This window comes from Polynucleobacter sphagniphilus, assembly GCF_029892205.1.
Taxonomy (GTDB): domain Bacteria; phylum Pseudomonadota; class Gammaproteobacteria; order Burkholderiales; family Burkholderiaceae; genus Polynucleobacter; species Polynucleobacter sphagniphilus.
On the sequence record NZ_JARXVX010000001.1, the window covers coordinates 613,042 to 632,079 of the forward strand.

Sequence of the window (19,038 nt, forward strand, 5' to 3'; positions counted from 1 at the left end):
GCGGGTTTACCCTTAATAATCTGATTAGTAGTCGTATGAGATGTGTAGTGGAACTACAGATCTGACTATCAATCATTTCATTTTTAGCCATAGGTCTAACCAAGCCATGGCAGCTTTTACTGAGCCCTTTTTCCAGCAATCAGTCCGACTCCTGTACTCTTTCATTTGCCTAATCTACATGCTTTATGGGCAACGAAAGACTCTTATTGTGTGCTGCTAAGGCAATACTCCCAAAGGACTTCAAAATCCTTCTCTTTCGTTATGTAATCCGTCCAACCATTATCGATCCAGGGCTTTACAACAATATTTCCAAAGCTATGAACTTTTCTAGTCGAGCTGTTTATTTTTTTTAGGAATAGAGTTTCGGTCATCTCTCCCGGAGATCTAATTGCTAAATGTAGATGCATACGTTTATTACGCCCCATGCCTTCGACAATAGTGATCACTCCGATATGTCTGCCATCTTTTCTGTGGGCTTTACCAAAACAACGATCACTAAGTACGTGTAAAAACCATGAAAAAGCACTTGATGCAAATAACAATTTCTCCTCTTTGCTATTGGGTAGCTTTTCAGATCTAAAGGTGATGGTGACTGCATGACTGGGGTTACTCAGAATCTCATTGAGCTTTGACCTTATTGCCCCTACAGCAACCAAATTCATTGGTCCTCGACCTTCTGAAGCCATTTATTAATATGAGACTGTCGCCATACCTTTACGGTATTAGATAAGGTGATTGGTCTTGGAAACTTTTCTTGAGCTACCCATAGATTGATGCAACTCTTAGATAGAGTTGTTTGTTCAGAGACTGCTTTAATCCTCAGTAACTGGTCGCCAATAGTATGTTGTGTTGTACTTTCGTTCATCTTCTTTCCTTGATACAAGAGATGAATGTATTGTTTCGAATAGGTGTTTATTAATCACCAGAATCAAACACTTATTGCCTATAAATTGTTATTTATGGCTTTTGATAGATTGGGATTTCCAGTTTCGTAAGGTTCTTTCGCTCACTCTGTGACCTAACTCCTCAAGTCTTCTTAAAATAGTTTTTTCACGAGGTCGTGACCTTGGACCATTTTCAGCTACATGCTGATGCATTATTTTAAAAAAAGCCTCCTTGGCTGCTTGTTTTATCGGCCTATGGCTATATATTGGCAAGCCATTACTAGAATTTACAAAAACAGCCTCTTTTGTAGTGGCAACTGAAAACATAAAACAACGAATATCTAAGATGATTTCTTTAAGAGTTGTGATTGCATTGATACGGTTATCAAGCTTATTTTTGTTCAAACCTTCAATTTCAGCAGCTAGGCTTTGTTGAGCGGCATACATTTTTTTTGCGCAAACCAAAATTGTTTTCTGTTGAATCACATCCTCTTGGAGGGCATCTAAAAAATATCCCCCCATTACTAAAGAGTATTTTTTAATGATTTCAAACTCATGATCTGACAGTAGGTTATTTTCATTTAGGTAAACTAATTCATCCATCCTCTTATGAAAATCTTCTTTAAATTGATACCAAAATGCTTTTACTAAGTCACGTGGGGTAACTTTCTTTTTAATTTGTCTTGAGGATTTATAGACTCTTCTTGATGGGTACTTACGATGAGCAACTAGATCATCACCGATTAGGCCAATTATTTGCAAATATTGGTTATCTGAATTTCGTCGCATCTTAAGCAGCCCTTTTCTCTGCAATATTAACTACATTACCCCACCCACCAGTGAGGCAATAATCCTCCCAGTCTTTCATTAATCGCTTCCGATGCTCTAATAAATCACCACGTCTATAAGCGGCCTCTACTTGATTTACAACTTTATGGGCTAAAGCTTTTTCAGCAACCTCTGGACTATGCATTGTTTCTTCTGAAACCCAATCCCGAAAGCTTGATCTAAATCCATGGATGGTAACTTTAGGGTTAATTTTTCTAAGCATCATCAACATAGCCATACTAGAAAGTTGTTTGCCATCTCGTGAAAATAAATATTTACTATCTGGATCAAAGGATTTAGCGATTGCCAGCAACTCCATAGATCTTTTTCCTAAAGGTATCCTATGTTCCTTTTTTGCCTTCATACGGTGTGCCGGAATAATCCAAAGTCCCTCCTGTGTTATTTCACTACGTAATCCATTAAGAACCTCACCGGAGCGATTGGCATTCAGAATTAGAAATTCCAATGCTAATGCGGTAGTGCCTTCCTTTTCTCTTAATATTCGTAAGAAACTAGTAATCTCTGCATACGGTAAAGCGGGGTGATGCTTAACCGGTGCAATTTTGGATGGTTTTGGCAGAATTGTCTCTAAATGACCACGCCATGCTGCTGGATTAATTCCATATCTAAGCTTTCTTGTATTGGCTGATGCCAAAATCCACTCGATACGACCCCGCAGACGTGAGGCCGTTTCAGTTTTGGTGAACCAAATTGGAGTGAGAATATCCAAGATATCTTGAGTATCAATTTCGTCTAATGCCTTTTTTCCAATAAATGGATTGGCGTATTGATCAATTGTGTTGAACCATTGATCTTTATGTTTTGGATTTTGCCATTCCGCTTTTTTTGAATCTATGCATTGTTTGGCATAGTCGCTAAATAGAGGCTTATCAATTTGTTCTGGTGTTATTTGAGCTTTCCAGTAAGTTGCTGGTTTTTTTCCTTGCATTAACTCATTTCTGGATGCCAAAGCTCTTTTTCGAGCCTCTTTTAAGGTAATGGCGGGGTAGGACCCAAGGGATAAGTCCAATCTTTTTCCCGCATATGAGTACCTAAATACCCAATAACCGCCACCACTCGGTTTGATATTGAGGTTTAATCCCGCAATTGCTGCATCTGTATAGCGCCCTGGAGTTTTAAGATTCTTGATAAAGGTATCGGTAAACGCTTGTTTCATATAAATCCCCCTAATTTAAGGTTCCCCACATTCACCACGCAATTGCTGTGATTGGGGAAGTAACCTATAAGTCTCAAAGGTAACTTTTCGGATTTATTGAGTACATGTTTCGTAATACTTATTGCCTATTTTCCCCAGAAGGCAGGAGGGGGCAAGAAGCACAAGGACTATCTAGAACACTCAATAACTCCCAAGAAGTCATCAAGCCTCTATTGGATCTCGTCTCCGCCAGCACTTTTGGCATTTTTTCTCTTTTTTACCATACGCATCAATGACTTAGCCCCCTAACCGGGGCTTTTTCTTTACTACTCCCGCTTACCAGTACGCTTACCACCCAAGCAATGCTTGTTTTGGGATGCTCTAGAGTTTAGTTGCCAAATCTAGCTCTAAAACCTAATGGTTTAAATTGCTCAAAATTTAGGCAATATGGATATCTCAGGTGCTTTCGACATGTTGCGCCTGGTAGGTGGCATATTAAGAAAACTGCATTTTCAAGGTGAATTCAGGCCCTCGATGCCACTAGTAAAAAATCATTTAAATAGCTATTTAGTAGGAAAAAGTGAGGATATGTTTAAAAATGTAGGAATCTATTAAAAAATGTAATAAAAAGTATGTAAATATGTCTAATCGTAAGAAAAAGTGTGTATATGTAAGAAAAAGTATGGGAAAATAACCATTCGAACGAAAAAGCGGAGCTTGAGGGAAATATGAGTGAAATAGGCTACTCACGAGTAAAAAGTCAGTTAGATCTCAGTGCTTTTGATCCTCTGGTACCCGCACGCCTTGCCTCGGTAACCAGTGTAACGCCCACTCAGGGCGCATTGTTGATACCGGCAAAGGTAGCCCCTAAAGATGATCGCCCACTAAGCCACCTTTTGTTTGCGCTAAAGCATGAAGGGGTTAATCTTCAGCTGCTATCGCAGGCCTTAAGAAAAATCCCGGCCCAAGAGATGCTGGCTGCCATTAGTGAATCGCCAACAGGCGTTTATATACGCACAGCATGTTTTTTGTGGGAAGCTTTTAATAGGCAAGAGTTAAAGGGCGCGCCAGTAATTACAGGGCCGATGGTCAATTTATTTGACCCAAAAAAATACATTACCGGTCCAAGCATACGCAATGCTAAATGGCGGGTTCATTTCAATGGATTGGGTTCTTTGGATTACTGCGTAACTGTTGAGCGAACCGCACGTATTAATAGCTTGCTTGAATCCAACATCCTCCAGAAGGCAAATGAATTTCTATCGCAGCTTGGTGGAGCCGCGTCCGATAGGGCAATGTCATGGGCTTATTTAAGCGAGACCAAAAGTTCTTTTGAGATTGAGCATGAAACACCAAGCGCAACTAAAGCAGAAGCATTTGTAGAGCTGCTTAAAAAAGCACATCTGACTCCTCAATTGAATGAAGAATACTTGGTTGGATTGCAAAACACTGCCATTACAAACCCATTAGATAGGGCCGTTCATTATCGGCATGAGCAGAATTGGTTAAGTAGTCCGTTACGTGGTGCTGCTGGCGTAACGTATATTCCACCACCACCTGAAATTGTTAATGACTTGATGAAGGGTTTGGTAGATTTTGCTAATGCCTCGCCAAAGCAGATAGACCCCTTGGTTGCAGCTGCGATTATTTCATTCGGGTTTGTTTTCATTCACCCATTTATGGATGGAAATGGACGTTTGTCCAGATTTTTATTTCATCATGCAATATGCCAGTCTGGCGCTTTAAAGAATGGCCTGCTATTGCCAGTATCCATTGCGATGAAGCGGAATGAAGATTTATATCTAACCGCTCTAAAGAGCTTTTCTGAACCTGCTCGCAAGCGCTGGGAAGTTATTTGGATTGATGGTGATGAATATCAAATGACATTCAAATCAAATGATTCCTTATATCGCTATTGGAATGCCACTGCCTGTGTTGATTTTGGATTGGAGATGGCCAAGCAAGCATTGGAAAAGGACTTAAGAGAAGAGACCGAGTTCTTGGCAAAGTATGACCTTATTTACCGTGCTATTGATAGTCAGTTTGATATACGCGGCAAGGATCTCAACGCCTTAATTTTGACCTGCATGGAACAAAATGGAAAGCTATCAGCTAACCGTCGTAAGAAATTTTCTGCAACGGTGCCGGAAGAAATATTTAATGCAATTGAAGCTGAATATATGAAGATAGCGGACTGATTCAAAAAGCCTTGCTAATTCTATCAAGGTCAACCCAAGGGCTGGCGCAATGATAAATTGGGTAATTCAGTTGCCTGAAGTTTAATCTTCCCAGACCTTTTGGCTTGCATCCTAACTATGTAAGGCCATCATTTGCTTACCATCCCGCTTACCAGCAAAACATGGATTTTAGTAAGTTTGAATGGATTGCTCGGGAGTAGGGTCTACCTTCTAAGCCATATATATAAAAGATTTAATGGACATTGGTGCACATGACAGGAGGGTCAAAACCTAGATCTCGTCTCCGCCATCACTTTTGGCATTTTTTCTGCCTTTTGCTATACGCAGCATAGACTTAGCCCCCTAACCGGGGCTTTTTCTTAATTTCTCCCGCTTACCACTACGCTTACCAGTCAAGCAATATTTGATTTCAGATGTGTGGCTAATGCTAATGAAGCTAACAATCGCTAATTGCATTTTGGTGGCATGGTTAATGTATTGAATACACTAGCTCTCCACATAAAAGTTACGATCATGTCTTATCCAATTTATGAAACTTCATGTACTGAGTGATTTACATCTAGAGTTTGCTGACTTTACCCCCGCATCAAATACGGCAGATGTTGTTGTTCTGGCGGGTGATATCGGCCTTCGCGCGGAAGGTGTAACTTGGGCTAGGAAATCGTTTCCTCAGCAAGCAATTATTTATGTGGCTGGCAATCATGAGTTCTATGGTTCGCAGCGTTGCCATGCGCTTGAAGATATCCGAAATGCATGCGCAGAAAATGCTATTCATTTTCTAGATGATGATGTACTTCAATTGCAGGACTCTAAAACAAAGACTTCCATCCGCTTCTTGGGAGCTACGTTATGGACTGACTTTTTATTATTTGGCGAAGAGCTAAAATCTAAATGCCTAACGTATGGTGAGCTTTACTTAAATGACTTCAGAAGAATCCGTGACGGAGGCAGAAATTTTTCCCCAAAAAAATCGATTCAATTGCATGAAAAGTCACTAGCCTGGCTACAAAAAGAGTTAGAGAGTCCATTTAATGGCAAGACTGTGGTGGTTACCCATCATTTACCTTCAATGAGTTCAGTAGCAGAGCGATACAAGCCGGATTTACTATCCGCCTGTTTTTCCTCCGAGTTAGTCCATCTCTTTGGAAAGATGTCACTATGGATTCATGGGCATACGCATGATTCCTGCGATTATGAATTAAATGGCACTAGGGTAGTTTGCAACCCTCGCGGTTATGTTCGATCTAGCCACGCCGAGAATCCAGAATTTAATCCATCTTTAATTATTGACATCTAGTTACTCAACAAGATCGCTGAGATGTGGAGTTAGCTTTTAGCTAAAGCCTTGATTAATTCAGGACTGCAAATGTCATCAATATGCCTAAAGGCTAGAGAGATCTCCTGGATTTGCTCTGAGGTAATTCCAAGATTTTCAAAGTGTGTTTTCCATTGTCTGGTTACTCGCCATATGCGATCGATAATGGCGCTTGCTTGCTGCGCCGATAGACCAAAGCGCTCTTTGGCGCCATAAGCATTATCTAGTGTGGCTAATTTACCTTGAGGACCAACGCCCAAATGTTGATAGCGCTCACTTGCGATGACTGCATGTGGCATCACGTCATAGAGTGGGCTTAGACTCCAGCCTTTCAGCTTATGATCCCATAAGAATGCATGATTGCGTAGATGATCATCATCGTTACTCACAAAAAGATTAAAGATCATGCGCGCAAATAGCTCTTCAATATCCGATTTGACTGTTGGAATCACGCAATATCTACGGATGGCATCAGCAATATCCATATAGCTTTTTGTATTGGATTCTGATTCGTGGCAAGCGAGGAGGGTGAGGGCACTAACGACGTGATGACGAATTTCGACTGAACGAGCTGAAGTAGTCCAAGAGCGATCAAAGCGTTTGACCATCAATACTTTTTTTTTGCCGACTTGTTCTAATTGAGTTTGCGCAACCTTTAGACCAGCTAGCTGTGCAAGTTTAAGGGTAGCGTGCTCAATGCTCGGTACATCTAAGGCTCCATCGTTGTTGCCTGGGAACTTGGCCATCCATAAAATATTTTCATCGTCGCGCACACTTGCCTTTGGGCGCATACCCCCAAGACCGCTACCCACAATCAAAATTCTAGATAGCGACTCTGATACTGGCAAACCTGCTTCAATCTTCTCCGCCCCTTCGAGTACGTAAGATAGATTGTGAATACTCTCATGAGCAGGGCGCTCTTCTTGGTCAAGCGCTAATCGAATATCTAAAGCCCCAACACGATCACTACCTGCTTCGAGGAGATAAGTTGATTCTGCAAGGCTATTGGCTGGAACCTTGAGCCTAGCTTCAATCACTCTTCTTCCCCACGAATCAGGAGCAGCATCCCGAATTCCACCAAAAGCTTTTAAGCTATTTGGTGGAATGAGGCGTTTACCTTTGATCTCATTTTTATTCTTCAGGCTCAGGGCCACTGGATCCACTTCTTGTGCGTTGCTCCTATCTAAGTAGCGCAGGCCATAAGCAAAGGAAGATGCAATGAGTCTTGAGCCTTCTTCATCCACTTGCAGTTGTCCTGCTGGTACAAATTGCCCATCAAGATTGGCAAAGACAAAAAGATCTTTAGTGGTATTGGCCATCAGAAATCAAGCGCTTTCATTTCCGCTGCATTTAAAGCACGCACGCGTTGTGGACGTGAGCGACGCTCTAAAGCAATGATCGCAGGATCATCTCCGCTTAAGAGTTGCAACAAGGTCATGCCTGGAGCGATTGCATCTAAGTAACGCAAAAGCGCGCCAATCGCCACACCAGGATCACCTTTTTCAATGCGTTGTGCAGTAGCGCGAGATAGGCCGGCACGAACTGCAGCTTCTCCCTGGCGAACACGACGCGCAAGACGCAAAGAAACAAGGCAATGCGCTATTTCAGCGGATTGGCCAAGTTGCTTTGATGCTAGGGTCAGTTCTTGATCTATGCGCATAGTTGCCTCATGCATTTTGTTAAGTATGAGGCTTTAATATACCTGTTTATATGCTATAGGTCAATAAATATAACTCATAAATAAGTCTTTAAGTGTTTTAATGACTCATTTATAAGTCTTTTAATGATTTTAAGTAGAAAATTTAGGCTTGTAATTCCGTCAAAGGGACACCTCTTTACCGGACAGATTCTCCATACGTTTTTCTATAGAGCCCTCCCAGTCGCTCATCAAGCAAGCCCTTTTTTCTAGCTGATCTTGCCTTCTATAGGCCGTTTCTACCCATTGATCTTTGTGTTTTGAGTTCGACCATTCAGCTTTGTACCCATAGTTTCTAACCATCTCGCTTACCAATGAAACTTAGATTTTAGTAAGTTTGAATGGATTACTCGGGAGTAGGGTCTACCTTGTAAGCTATATAAGCAAAGGGTTTAATGGACATTGATAGACTTTGGAGGAGGGCTAAAATCTAGTTCTCGTCTCCGCCAGGTATTTAGGCGGAATAAAGCTTTGTAAAGATGCAATTGCTTTGTTACCAAAAAACCACCTCCGGGTGGTTTTTTATTGCTGCTCGGCTTTATACCAAACCTGTGTTCTTCCTAAGAGTGGTATTCCGATGTAGCCGCGTACATCCATCCTTTTACCATCTTCGGTTGCTAGTTTGACGTTGTAATATTCGCCTTCCTTAGGATCAAGAATTTTCCCTCCTGACCATATTCCTATCTGGTCTTGATGAAGGTTGCTCATAATCTTCATGCCAATGAGGGGCTTATCTTTGAGCTCACCCTTGCAAAGATTGCAATACACCAGTGGGGTAACTCCGGGACTGGGGAATGTCTTAATAATCGTTCCCTCTAGAGCGCCATTGACTTCTTCAATCTTGATTAAGGAAGCTGGTTGGTTGGTTTTGTCATCAATCGTTTTCCAAATACCAATTGCTAGATCAGTTGATTGTGCAATGGCAATGTTGCTCGCCATTCCAGCGAGAGCAATCCAACACCATAAAGTATTTTTGATCATTCCGGACTCCTTGATAAATTTAGCAGCGCTCAAAAATACCGGCGGCACCCATACCTGTTCCAACACACATTGTGACCATGGCATGTTTGATCTTGCGTCTTTGTAGTGCATGGATTGCTGTCGCCGCTCTAATGGCGCCAGTAGCCCCCAATGGATGGCCAAGTGCAATCGCGCTACCCAGTGGATTGACTTTAGACGGATCTAGCTTGAGATCTCGCATCACAGCCAATGATTGCGCAGCAAAAGCTTCATTGAGCTCATACCAGTCAATATCATCTTGAGTTAGACCCGCGAGTCGAAGGGCTGCTGGAATCGCCTCTTTAGGTCCAATGCCCATAATCTCTGGCGGGACACCCTTGACTGCAAAGCTGAGAAAGCGGGCAAGAGGGGTCAAGCCAAAAGTTTTGATTGCCTTTTCACTGGCCAAAATGAGTACGCCAGCACCATCAGATGTCTGTGAGCTATTGCCAGCAGTCACACTTCCTCTTGCAGCAAAAGGGGATTTCAATTTAGCCAAGCTCTCTAATGAGGTATCGCTTCTAGGCCCCTCATCTCTCGAGAACTCATGCCAATGAATATCTACTTGGCCTTGCTCTAGATTCATACTGCGATTAGCAACTTGAACTGGGAAGATCTCGGCATTAAATTCCCCGGCCGCTTGGGCAGCGATCGCTTTTTGATGAGAGGCTAATGCAAAAGCATCTTGATCTTCGCGGCTAATTTTCCACTGCTGAGCCACTTTTTCCGCAGTCAAGCCCATGCCATAAGCAATGCCGATATTCTCATCGCTCATGAAGATTTCAGGGGAGAGGGAGGGTGTATTGCCACCCATGGGCACCATACTCATGGATTCCACGCCACCAGCAATCATGACATCTGCCTCGCCAACTCGGATGCGATCGGCGGCCATTGCTATCGCATTTAATCCTGATGAGCAAAAACGATTTACGGTAATGCCCCCAACCGTATTGGGAAGCCCTCCAAGTAAAAGCCCAACACGCGCAATATTGAGACCTTGTTGGGCCTCTGGCATGGCGCAGCCAATGATGGCATCTTCCACTGCTGCTGGATCTAGTGTAGGGACCTGAGTTAAGGCGTGTTGCAAGGCCTTGCCCAGTAAATCATCAGGCCGAGTATTTTTTAAGGAACCACGACCCGCTTTACTAACGGCACTTCTTGTGGCGGCAACAATATAAGCATCTTGAATATTTTTCATGATTAATGTTTTCTGAGGTATTAGTTGCGCACAGGTTTGCCGGTTTGTAGCAAGCCCATAATGCGTTCCATTGTTTTGGGGTGACCAATTAATTCAACAAAGGCCTGCCGCTCTAGCTTCAGCAACCATTCTTCAGTTACTAAGGTGCCAGCTTCTACATCGCCGCCAGTGATAATGCTGATAATTTTCTGGGCAATATGGGCATCATGCTCAGAAATAAATCCCCCATCACGCATATTGACCACTTGTCCCATCACGGTGGCTGCAACTGAACGTCCGCCGACTGGAATCAGAGTTGGAATCGGTGGTCTATAGCCTGAATAACGCATGGCTTTCACTTGGCTTTGCGCAAGCGCCAATAGCTCATAGACATTAGCAACAATAATGTCACCTTTTTGGAGATAAGACATCTTCATTGCTTCTTGTGCAGAGGATGATACCTTTGCCATTGCGGCATTCTCAAAAGAGCCTTTGGTGAAATCTAGGAAGTTCGAATTACCAGCAAGAGTCACGCCTTGTGCTGCCCGAATGGCTGCTTCTTTTAGTCCGCCACCAGCAGGAAGCAAGCCAACGCCAATCTCAACCAGGCCGATATAACTCTCAATCGCCGCGACCCTACGTGCAGATTGCATAACGAGTTCACAGCCGCCACCTAAGGCGATACCAGAGACTGCCGCAACTATTGGCACTTGAGCGTATTTAACCCGCATCATGGTGTCTTGGAAGAGTTTGACAAACGGCTCTACTCCAGCAGGACCATTTTTCATGACCATAGGCAGTGCAGCCTCTAGATTAGCGCCTGCCGAGAATGGGCCGCCTGGTGTTCCCAACTTGAGGGAGGTGGGTTGCCAAATCACAAGGCCAGCGTAATGAGCCTCTGCAATTTCTATTGCTTTTACGATCCCATTCAAGACCTCTGGGCTAAAGGTATTCATTTTTGATTTAAATGAGGCAATCAATACTTCGGACTGATGTTCGTCTACCCAAGCGCGCAGATCTGGATTCTCATAAATGGTCGTGCCAGCCGTTTTTGGATCTGGTGAGCCATCACCCAGTAAGGCAGCCCTGAATATTTGTTTTTCATAAACGGGCAGGGAGGAGCGGGGGATATATATATTTTCAGATGCAGACCACGAACCCTCGGGCGTATGAAATGCTTGCTTCTCTGCGACAGGCCCACTAAATAGCCATGCGGGTAAAGCTTCCTTGCTCAGCGTTTTACCTTGCTCAATATCTTCTTTAATCCAGTTGGCGACCTGCGTTACGCCGGCAGCCTGCCAATCCTCAAATGGGCCTTTGTCCCAGCCATAACCCCAACGCATTGCAAAGTCAATTTCACGAGCAGACTCGGCAATGCTGCCAAGGTGAATGGCGCAATAGTGAAAGATATCTCGATAAATAGCCCACAAAAATTGGGCTTGTGGATCTTCCGTATTTCTAAGTAATTCCAGGCGCTCACCAATGGGTTTCTTAAGAATGCGTTCAATCAGTGGATCAATCACGGCCGTTGATGGTTTGTATTCCCCTGAGGCAACATCTAAAACCATGACAGTCTTGCCATCTTTGCGATAAAAGCCTGCCTTCGTCTTTTGTCCTAAAGCCCCTTTAGCAATTAATTGCTTAACTACTTCTGGAATCTTAAAAATTCCAGAGAAGGAGTCACCTTGCAGTGAATCTTCCATAGTTTTGATTACATGCGCCATGGTATCAAGGCCAACTACATCGCTGGTGCGAAAGGTTGCTGATTTGGCGCGACCTAATTTGCTGCCGGTAACCGCATCAACGGCATCAAAGCCGAGCCCAAATTTTTCTGCCTGCGCAAATACTGCCAGGATCGAGAAAACCCCCACACGATTACCAATAAAGTTTGGCGTATCTTTGGCTCTGACAACTCCTTTACCCATGGTAGAGGTCATGAAGGTTTCTAGGGCATCCAATACTGTTGGATCAGTATCGCTAGCTGGAATTAGCTCTAGTAAATGCATATACCTTGGTGGATTAAAGAAGTGCACACCGCAAAAGCGTTTCTTTAGCTCACCTGAAAAACCTTTTGCTAGTTCTCCAATGGGCAGTCCAGAAGTATTGGTAGCAAATAGGGCATGCGCAGGAATATGAGGCGCAACTTTTTCATACAGAGCATGCTTCCAGTCGAGGCGTTCAGCAATTGCTTCAATAATCAAGTCACAGCTTGCCAGCAGCCCCAAATCATCATCGTAGTTTGCTGCCACAATAAGGTTGGCATCAGCAGCAAGACCCAGAGGAGCCGGCTTGAGTTTTTTAAGATTCTCAATGGCCTTTAAAGCAATTGCGTTTTTATTTTCTGCTTTGCCATCTTCGGATTTACTAGCCAAGTCAAACAAGACTACAGGCAAGCCAACATTGATGCACTGAGCGGCAATCTGGGCACCCATCACACCTGCTCCCAAAATAGCCACTTTTTTAATCACTTTGTTTTCAGTCATATTCAATCTTTCAGAAGAGATCGGCTGGCATTGCCATCAAGGATTTGGAGCCAGCGCGAGCTTGACGTATGAGCATTGCAGTTTCAGGAAGGAGTTTCTCAAAGTAGAAGCGGGCAGTTGCTAGTTTGGCTTCATAAAACGAATCACCGCTAACTTTATTATTTAACGCAATCTTTGCCATGCGTGCAAATAAATATGCGTAGACTAAGTGACCAACAGTTCGAAGGTAAGGTACGGCTGCGGCACCCACTTCTTCATGGTTCATCATCGCCTTCATGCCAATTTCTTTAGTGAGCTTTTCTACTTTGGTGGCAATGTCGGCTAAAGGATCGACAAACTCCTGCATCTCTTTGCGTACGCCTTCTTCGTCTATAAAGGCTTCAACCAGTTTGCCAAATTTACGCAGTTTTGCGCCCATATCACCTAATACCTTACGTCCCAATAGATCAAGTGATTGGATGGTGTTAGTACCTTCATAAATCATATTAATGCGTGCATCTCTTACATATTGCTCCATGCCCCATTCGGCAATATAGCCATGACCACCAAATACTTGCATTCCTTCATTGGTAGCTGCAAAGGCGTTATCGGTTAAAAAGGCTTTAACTATTGGGGTGAGTAGGGTAACCATGTCAGCCGTGTCCTTACGCACATCCCCATTGGGGTGATTGAGCTCAGTATCGATCATTAATGCTACCCAGTAGGCAAATGCTCGGGCACCTTCTGCATAGGCTCTTTGAGTCAACAACATTCTGCGCACGTCGGGGTGAACGATGATGGGATCAGCCGCTTTTTCAGGTTCCTTGGCGCCAGTAAGGCTGCGCATTTGTAAACGCTCCTTAGCGTAGGCAGCCGAGTTTTGGTAGGCCACCTCAGTCAATCCAAGGCTTTGCATGCCTACGCCCAGGCGAGCAGCATTCATCATGACAAACATGGCGTTTAAGCCCTTGTGAGGTTCGCCCACTAAGGTGCCGATTGCGCTATCAAAGTTCATCACGCATGTGGCATTGCCATGAATACCCATCTTATGCTCCAGGGAGCCGCAGGTAACCTGATTTCGAGCTCCTAGTGTGCCATCACTATTAATCAAATATTTAGGAACGGCAAACAATGAAATGCCTTTAGTGCCCTTGGGTGCATCTGGAAGTCGAGCTAACACCAGGTGAACAATATTTTCAGCTAAGTCATGTTCACCGCTGGAAATAAAAATCTTAGTCCCGGTAATCGAATAAGTACCGTCGGCCAATGGATCTGCTTTTGTCTTCAGAATCCCCAAGTCAGTTCCACACTGAGGTTCGGTCAGGCACATGGTGCCGGTCCAATGACCTGATACCAACTTCTCTAAATAGACCTTCTTCTGCTCATCAGTGCCATGAGCATGGAGGCATTCATAAGCACCGTGAGATAAACCCGGATACATCGTCCAGGATTGGTTGGCAGAATTCAGGGTCTCATAGAGAACGGTATTCAATAATTGGGGCAAACCTTGGCCGCCATATTGGGGATCGCAAGAAAGGGAAGGCCAGCCACCATCAACATATTGTTGGTAAGCCTCTTTGAATCCTTTGGGAGTGATGACTGAGCCATCCTCATTCCGAGTGCAACCCTCTTTATCCCCAATTTGGTTTAAGGGGAAGGCAACCTCGCTAGCAAATTTACCAGCCTCTTCAATGATTTGATTGATTGTCTCTTTGTCGATGTCTTGATAGTTTGGTAAAGCGGCAAGGGTTTTATTTGCATCTAGTAGTTCATGGATAACAAATTGAATATCACGTAAAGGCGGGTTGTATTGAGGCATCGTTTTTCCTAGCAGTTCAGTGAATTTATTGACTAGCTTGATTAATTGCAAAGATATCTTTAATGAGCTTATTGGCAAGCGCTAGACTCTTTGGGTTTTGTAGAAAGCGAGAGTCATGGTGGACTCCCAAGACAATGCTGTAAAGCTGAAATAAAAGATCATCAGGATTGACCGTCTTTTTTAAATGACCAGCTGCAATCGATTCTTTAATAGCCCTACGAATTGCCGATCTCCAATCTTCAACGCTCTGGACTAAAGCGTCGCGCACAATACCGGTGCGGTCATCGAATTCAGCAGCACCGGAAATAAAGAAACAGCTTGAGGTGTCATCGCCAATACTCATCTTGAGCCAGGCAGAGATCATTTGTTTTAAACGTGGCAGACCCTTAGGTTTTAAAAGGGCGGGGCCAAACACTAAATCTTCAAAACGCTGGTAATAGGCTTTAACAACTTCAACTTGTAACTCTTCACGAGAGCCAAAGTGAGCAAAAACTCCGCTTTTACTCATGTTGACGGTTTCAGCAATATTTCCAATTGTCAATCCTTCAAGGCCTGACTTGCTAGCAATTTCGAGTGCGGCTTGCAAAATTGCTGCTTTAGTGACTGAACCCTTTTTGGATTCAGCCGTTCCTTTTGCGCTAATCCTTTGCTCAAGCATGGATATTCTCGTTATGAATTGTTGTAAAAATAATACGATCGTTCGTTTATATTACAACACTTCTTTTTCGGTGGGATGACATTTAAATGAGGGCTATAGCCCATCAACCCATGTGCCACATAGCCAATTAATCTTTCATGAAAAATGCATCTCTTTGAAATTGATGCAGCACAACATTAATTTGGGGAAAACCCGAACTATAAAAGTTTAGGAATGTAGGTACAGTAGCCAAAGTAGTATTCAAACAAATAACTATTAAATTGAACGAGGAAGACAAATGAAGAAAATCAAAATGAGCGCACTTGTTTTGGCGGCAGCCAGCATTGCATCAACTGGAGCTATGGCGCAATCATCCAAGACAAATGCTTGGGAGGGCGCCTATGGTCAGGTTGGAGTTGGTTTTGGTATCTTCACCCCGAAGATTGGTAGCGGAGCTGGCGTTTCCCCGACTGGAAATACACCTGCTGGCATACCATTACTACCCGCTAATGTTCCATGGACATCGTATGGCTATCCAGCAACTGTTTCGCAGAGTGCATCTGCTAGTAACGTAAATAACGTCAATACTGGAATCGCCAATATTGCGGCTGGTTATAACTTTGGAATTAATGAAAGTTACATCCTCGGCGTTGGTGCTACTTACTATCCTGGTGCCAGTTCCTCAGCAACTGGGCAGCTCAGTCTTGCGCCTACCACCATGAATGGTAATGCTGGCGTGATTCCTATACCGGGGGCCTCAACAACAGCTACATACAACGTTAAAAACCTGTATAGCGTTGTATTTACACCAGGATATGTAATTGATAAAGACCGTTTGGCTTATGCGAAGCTTGGTTACACCGGTACAACAATAGGATTGTCGGGCCCAACTCTGGCCTATACATCTGTTAACTTATCTGGGTATACATTAGGTCTTGGTTACAAACAAATGGTTTCGCAGTCTCTGTATGCTTTTGGAGAGGTTAATTACGGATCTTACGGCAATAAATCTTTGTCACCGACCCTTACGAATGGAACAGCGCTTAGCGGTATGACCGTTAGTGGTAATGGTCTCGACTTCTTGGTTGGTATCGGTTACCGCTTCTAATGTTGTAATTGCCTGATTAAAAGCCCTCTGCTTGAGGGCTTTTTCTTTCCTTGTTTTTGCTTTTCTTACAAACACAAATATGACGAATCCCAGTAAGCCATGGCTTCAGAGTTACCCAGAGGGTGTACCACATGATGTCAACATTTCTGCCTATTCATCTTTGGTGGAAATGTTTGAAGAATCATTTTCTCGCTACCCTAATCGCAATGCTTGTGAATATATGGGTAAGTTTTTTACTTATCGCGAAATTGATTTCTACTCTAAAAATTTTGCCGCTTACTTGCAAACTTTAGGCTTAGAACCAGGGTCTCGCGTAGCCGTGATGTTGCCAAATATCGTGCAATTTCAGATTGCAATGCTCGGTATTTTGCGAGCTGGCTTCGTGGTGGTGAATGTCAATCCACTCTATACATCCAGAGAGCTCGAGTATCAACTCAAAGATAGTGGCGCTACTGCCATGATCATTCTAGAAAATTTTGCCCATGTGTATCAGCAGATAGCAGGCATCGTCCCTTTGAAGAAGTTAATCGTTACAAGCCTCGGAGAAATGATTGGCTTGAAGGGCAAGGTGGTCGATTTTGTAGTGCGCAAAGTAAAGAAAGCAGTACCAGCATGGGATGTGCCTCACGACACTTTTAAAGGGGTCTTAAGTAAAGGATCGCGCTCCCACTTATTAAAACCAAATTCATCTTTGGACGACATTGCCTTTTTGCAATACACCGGTGGTACTACTGGTGTGGCGAAGGGTGCGATTCTGTTACACCGGAATATTCTCGCAAACGTTTTTCAAACGGAGCTCTGGTTAGAGCCTGGTCTACGTAATCGATCCGTCGATCAATTGGTTTTTTTGTGCGCTTTACCCATGTATCACATCTTCGCTTTAACAGCCTGCGCACTTTTTGGTATGCGAAAAGGGGGCTTACTTATTTTCGTTCCCAATCCGCGTGATATGGATGGATTTATCAAATTACTAGATACGCATCCCAATATTAATATTTTCCCAGGAGTAAATACTCTATTTAATGCGCTAGTTCATCGCCCAGCATTTTTAAAGGTGAAGTTACCTAATTTATTGGTAACCATTGGTGGCGGTATGGCGGTACAGAAGGTGGTAGCAGATCAATGGCAAAAGATAACGGGTGTACCGATTGCAGAGGGATACGGCCTTTCTGAAACCTCTCCAGTGGCTTGTGTCAACACTCCTCTGATATCGAGTTTTACCGGAACCATTGGACTGCCTGTGCCCGGAACCGAGGTTCTTATTTTGGATGATGCGGGAGTCGAGGTGCCCTTTGGTGCTCCAGGTGAAATTGCTATTCGTGGCCCGCAAGTAATGGCGGGTTATTGGAATAAACCAGACGACACTAAACATGTGATGACGAGTGATGGCTTTTTTAAATCCGGCGATATAGGGGTGATGAACGAGCAAGGGTATACAAAAATTGTTGACCGTAAAAAGGACATGATCGTAGTCTCAGGCTTTAAAGTATTTCCAAATGAGCTTGAAGAGGTGATCTCTAAAATGCCTGGTGTTTTGGAATGTGCTGCGATTGGCGTACCAAATGATGAGTCTGGCGAGGCGGTGAAAATATTTATTGTTAAATCAAATCCAAATATCACCGAAGAGGATGTTGCTGAGTATTGTAAAAAAGAATTTACAAACTATAAACGCCCTCGATTCATTGAATTTAGGGCTGATTTACCAAAAACAAACGTTGGAAAAATCCTACGCAGAGAATTGAGAAATAAATGAGCGCCTCAAGAATACCTAAAGCATTGCAAGGACTAAGATTACCCATCATTGCTGCGCCAATGTTTACAGTCAGCTATCCAGAATTGGTTCTCGCCCAATGTAAAGCGGGGATCATAGGTTCATTTCCGGCTCTCAATGCCCGACCACCAGAGCTTCTAGATGAGTGGTTGAGTAATATTAAAGAGGAGCTCGCAAGACATTCTGCCGCACATCCGGGCAGGGCCGTTGGTCCTCTGGCAGTCAATCAAATCGTTCATATTTCTAATACACGCCTTGAGCATGATGTACGTGTCTGTGTACAACATCAGGTTCCCATCTACATTACTAGCCTGCGTGCACCGGTTAAAGAAATTATTGATGCCGTTCATGGTTATGGTGGAATTGTTTTGCACGATGTGATTAGTATTCGTCATGCTGAGAAAGCACTTGAAGCTGGTGTGGATGGGTTAATACTGGTAGCTGCTGGAGCGGGAGGTCATGCCGGCAATCTATCGCCTTTTGCTTTAGTGGGCGAAGTACGTGCCATGTACCCAGGTCCAATTATTTTATCTGGGGCGATATCAACCGGTGATGCAGTACTAGGCGCTTTGGCGATGGGGGCTGATTTCGCCTATATGGGCACTCGCTTCATCGCAAGTAAAGAAGCTCATGCAAGCGAGCCATATAAAGAGGCCATTGTGAAGGCGCAAGCTGCTGACATTATTTATACGGATCATTTCACTGGCATTCATGGGAACTATATTAAGCAGAGCATCATTAATGCTGGCTTAGATCCCAGTAATTTAGAGCCTGGAGATTCTCAAGCTTTTGCAAAGCTATCCCAGGCCGGTAAAGATGGCTCGGGTGCGAAGGCTTGGAAAGATATTTGGGGTGCGGGCCAAGGAGTCGGGCTGATTGAGGATGCTCCTAGTGTTGCACAGATTGTTGACACAATTGAGCGCGAGTTTAATGCGGCCAAGCAAAGGTTGCTAGGCTAAAATCTTCAGCAAGTTCCCATTTCTGGTTG

Annotated in this window: 16 protein-coding genes; 5 read left to right on the plus strand and 11 right to left on the minus strand. The window is 43.7% G+C overall.

The features are described from left to right. Positions 1–203: 203 nt before the first annotated feature. The 4 genes from M2125_RS03255 to M2125_RS03270 all read right to left on the minus strand — a co-directional run bounded on the left by M2125_RS03255 (position 204) and on the right by M2125_RS03270 (position 2,889). A complete protein-coding gene (locus tag M2125_RS03255) occupies positions 204–686 on the minus strand; it encodes a hypothetical protein (RefSeq protein WP_280742468.1) in 483 nt (160 codons plus the stop codon). Continuing rightward, positions 659–865, minus strand: coding sequence for a helix-turn-helix transcriptional regulator (locus tag M2125_RS03260; RefSeq protein WP_280742469.1), 207 nt, complete (start codon positions 863–865; stop codon positions 659–661). The genes M2125_RS03255 and M2125_RS03260 overlap by 28 nt, the downstream gene beginning before the upstream one ends. An 88-nt stretch (positions 866–953) precedes the next feature. After that, positions 954–1,673, minus strand: a complete 720-nt coding sequence (locus tag M2125_RS03265; RefSeq protein WP_280742470.1) for a hypothetical protein — start codon at positions 1,671–1,673, stop codon at positions 954–956. 1 nt (position 1,674) lies between these two features. After that, on the minus strand, positions 1,675–2,889 hold the full coding sequence (locus M2125_RS03270) for a tyrosine-type recombinase/integrase (protein WP_072582320.1): 1,215 nt from the start codon (positions 2,887–2,889) through the stop codon (positions 1,675–1,677). 707 nt (positions 2,890–3,596) lie between these two features. On the opposite strand from M2125_RS03270, the gene M2125_RS03275 reads away from it, so the two are divergent. Next, positions 3,597–5,066, plus strand: coding sequence for a Fic family protein (locus tag M2125_RS03275; RefSeq protein ID WP_277540731.1), 1,470 nt, complete (start codon positions 3,597–3,599; stop codon positions 5,064–5,066). A gap of 529 nt (positions 5,067–5,595) precedes the next feature. Further along, positions 5,596–6,363 (plus strand): metallophosphoesterase, encoded by a 768-nt coding sequence (locus M2125_RS03280; RefSeq protein WP_076023254.1) that lies wholly within the window; start codon positions 5,596–5,598, stop codon positions 6,361–6,363. 29 nt (positions 6,364–6,392) lie between these two features. Here M2125_RS03280 and M2125_RS03285 read toward each other — a convergent pair whose 3' ends face one another. The 7 genes from M2125_RS03285 to M2125_RS03315 form a co-directional block, all read right to left on the minus strand. Then, complete coding sequence (locus M2125_RS03285; protein WP_280742471.1) at positions 6,393–7,700, minus strand: type II toxin-antitoxin system HipA family toxin; 1,308 nt, start codon at positions 7,698–7,700, stop codon at positions 6,393–6,395. Beyond that, positions 7,700–8,041, minus strand: coding sequence for a helix-turn-helix domain-containing protein (locus M2125_RS03290; RefSeq protein WP_076023255.1), 342 nt, complete (start codon positions 8,039–8,041; stop codon positions 7,700–7,702). The genes M2125_RS03285 and M2125_RS03290 overlap by 1 nt, the downstream gene beginning before the upstream one ends. Positions 8,042–8,599: 558 nt before the next feature. Further along, positions 8,600–9,058 (minus strand): DUF2147 domain-containing protein, encoded by a 459-nt coding sequence (locus tag M2125_RS03295; protein WP_280742472.1) that lies wholly within the window; start codon positions 9,056–9,058, stop codon positions 8,600–8,602. Positions 9,059–9,077: 19 nt separating this feature from the next. Continuing rightward, a complete protein-coding gene (locus tag M2125_RS03300; protein ID WP_277540739.1) occupies positions 9,078–10,274 on the minus strand; it encodes an acetyl-CoA C-acyltransferase in 1,197 nt (398 codons plus the stop codon). A gap of 20 nt (positions 10,275–10,294) precedes the next feature. Then, positions 10,295–12,736, minus strand: a complete 2,442-nt coding sequence (locus tag M2125_RS03305; RefSeq protein WP_280742473.1) for a 3-hydroxyacyl-CoA dehydrogenase NAD-binding domain-containing protein — start codon at positions 12,734–12,736, stop codon at positions 10,295–10,297. Positions 12,737–12,746: 10 nt separating this feature from the next. After that, complete coding sequence (locus M2125_RS03310; RefSeq protein WP_280742474.1) at positions 12,747–14,534, minus strand: acyl-CoA dehydrogenase C-terminal domain-containing protein; 1,788 nt, start codon at positions 14,532–14,534, stop codon at positions 12,747–12,749. A gap of 25 nt (positions 14,535–14,559) precedes the next feature. Continuing rightward, a complete protein-coding gene (locus M2125_RS03315) occupies positions 14,560–15,192 on the minus strand; it encodes a TetR/AcrR family transcriptional regulator (RefSeq protein WP_277540745.1) in 633 nt (210 codons plus the stop codon). Positions 15,193–15,469: 277 nt separating this feature from the next. Here M2125_RS03315 and M2125_RS03320 point away from each other — a divergent pair, with 277 nt between their 5' ends. From M2125_RS03320 to M2125_RS03330, 3 genes are all read left to right on the plus strand, one after another. Then, complete coding sequence (locus tag M2125_RS03320) at positions 15,470–16,279, plus strand: outer membrane protein (protein WP_280742475.1); 810 nt, start codon at positions 15,470–15,472, stop codon at positions 16,277–16,279. 79 nt (positions 16,280–16,358) lie between these two features. Then, positions 16,359–18,032: an AMP-binding protein gene (locus tag M2125_RS03325; protein WP_280742476.1), complete on the plus strand. Its 1,674-nt coding sequence runs from the start codon at positions 16,359–16,361 to the stop codon at positions 18,030–18,032. Next, entirely contained in the window at positions 18,029–19,009 is a 981-nt protein-coding gene (locus tag M2125_RS03330) for an NAD(P)H-dependent flavin oxidoreductase (RefSeq protein ID WP_280742477.1), read from the plus strand. The genes M2125_RS03325 and M2125_RS03330 overlap by 4 nt, the downstream gene beginning before the upstream one ends. The last annotated feature ends 29 nt before the right edge of the window (positions 19,010–19,038 follow it).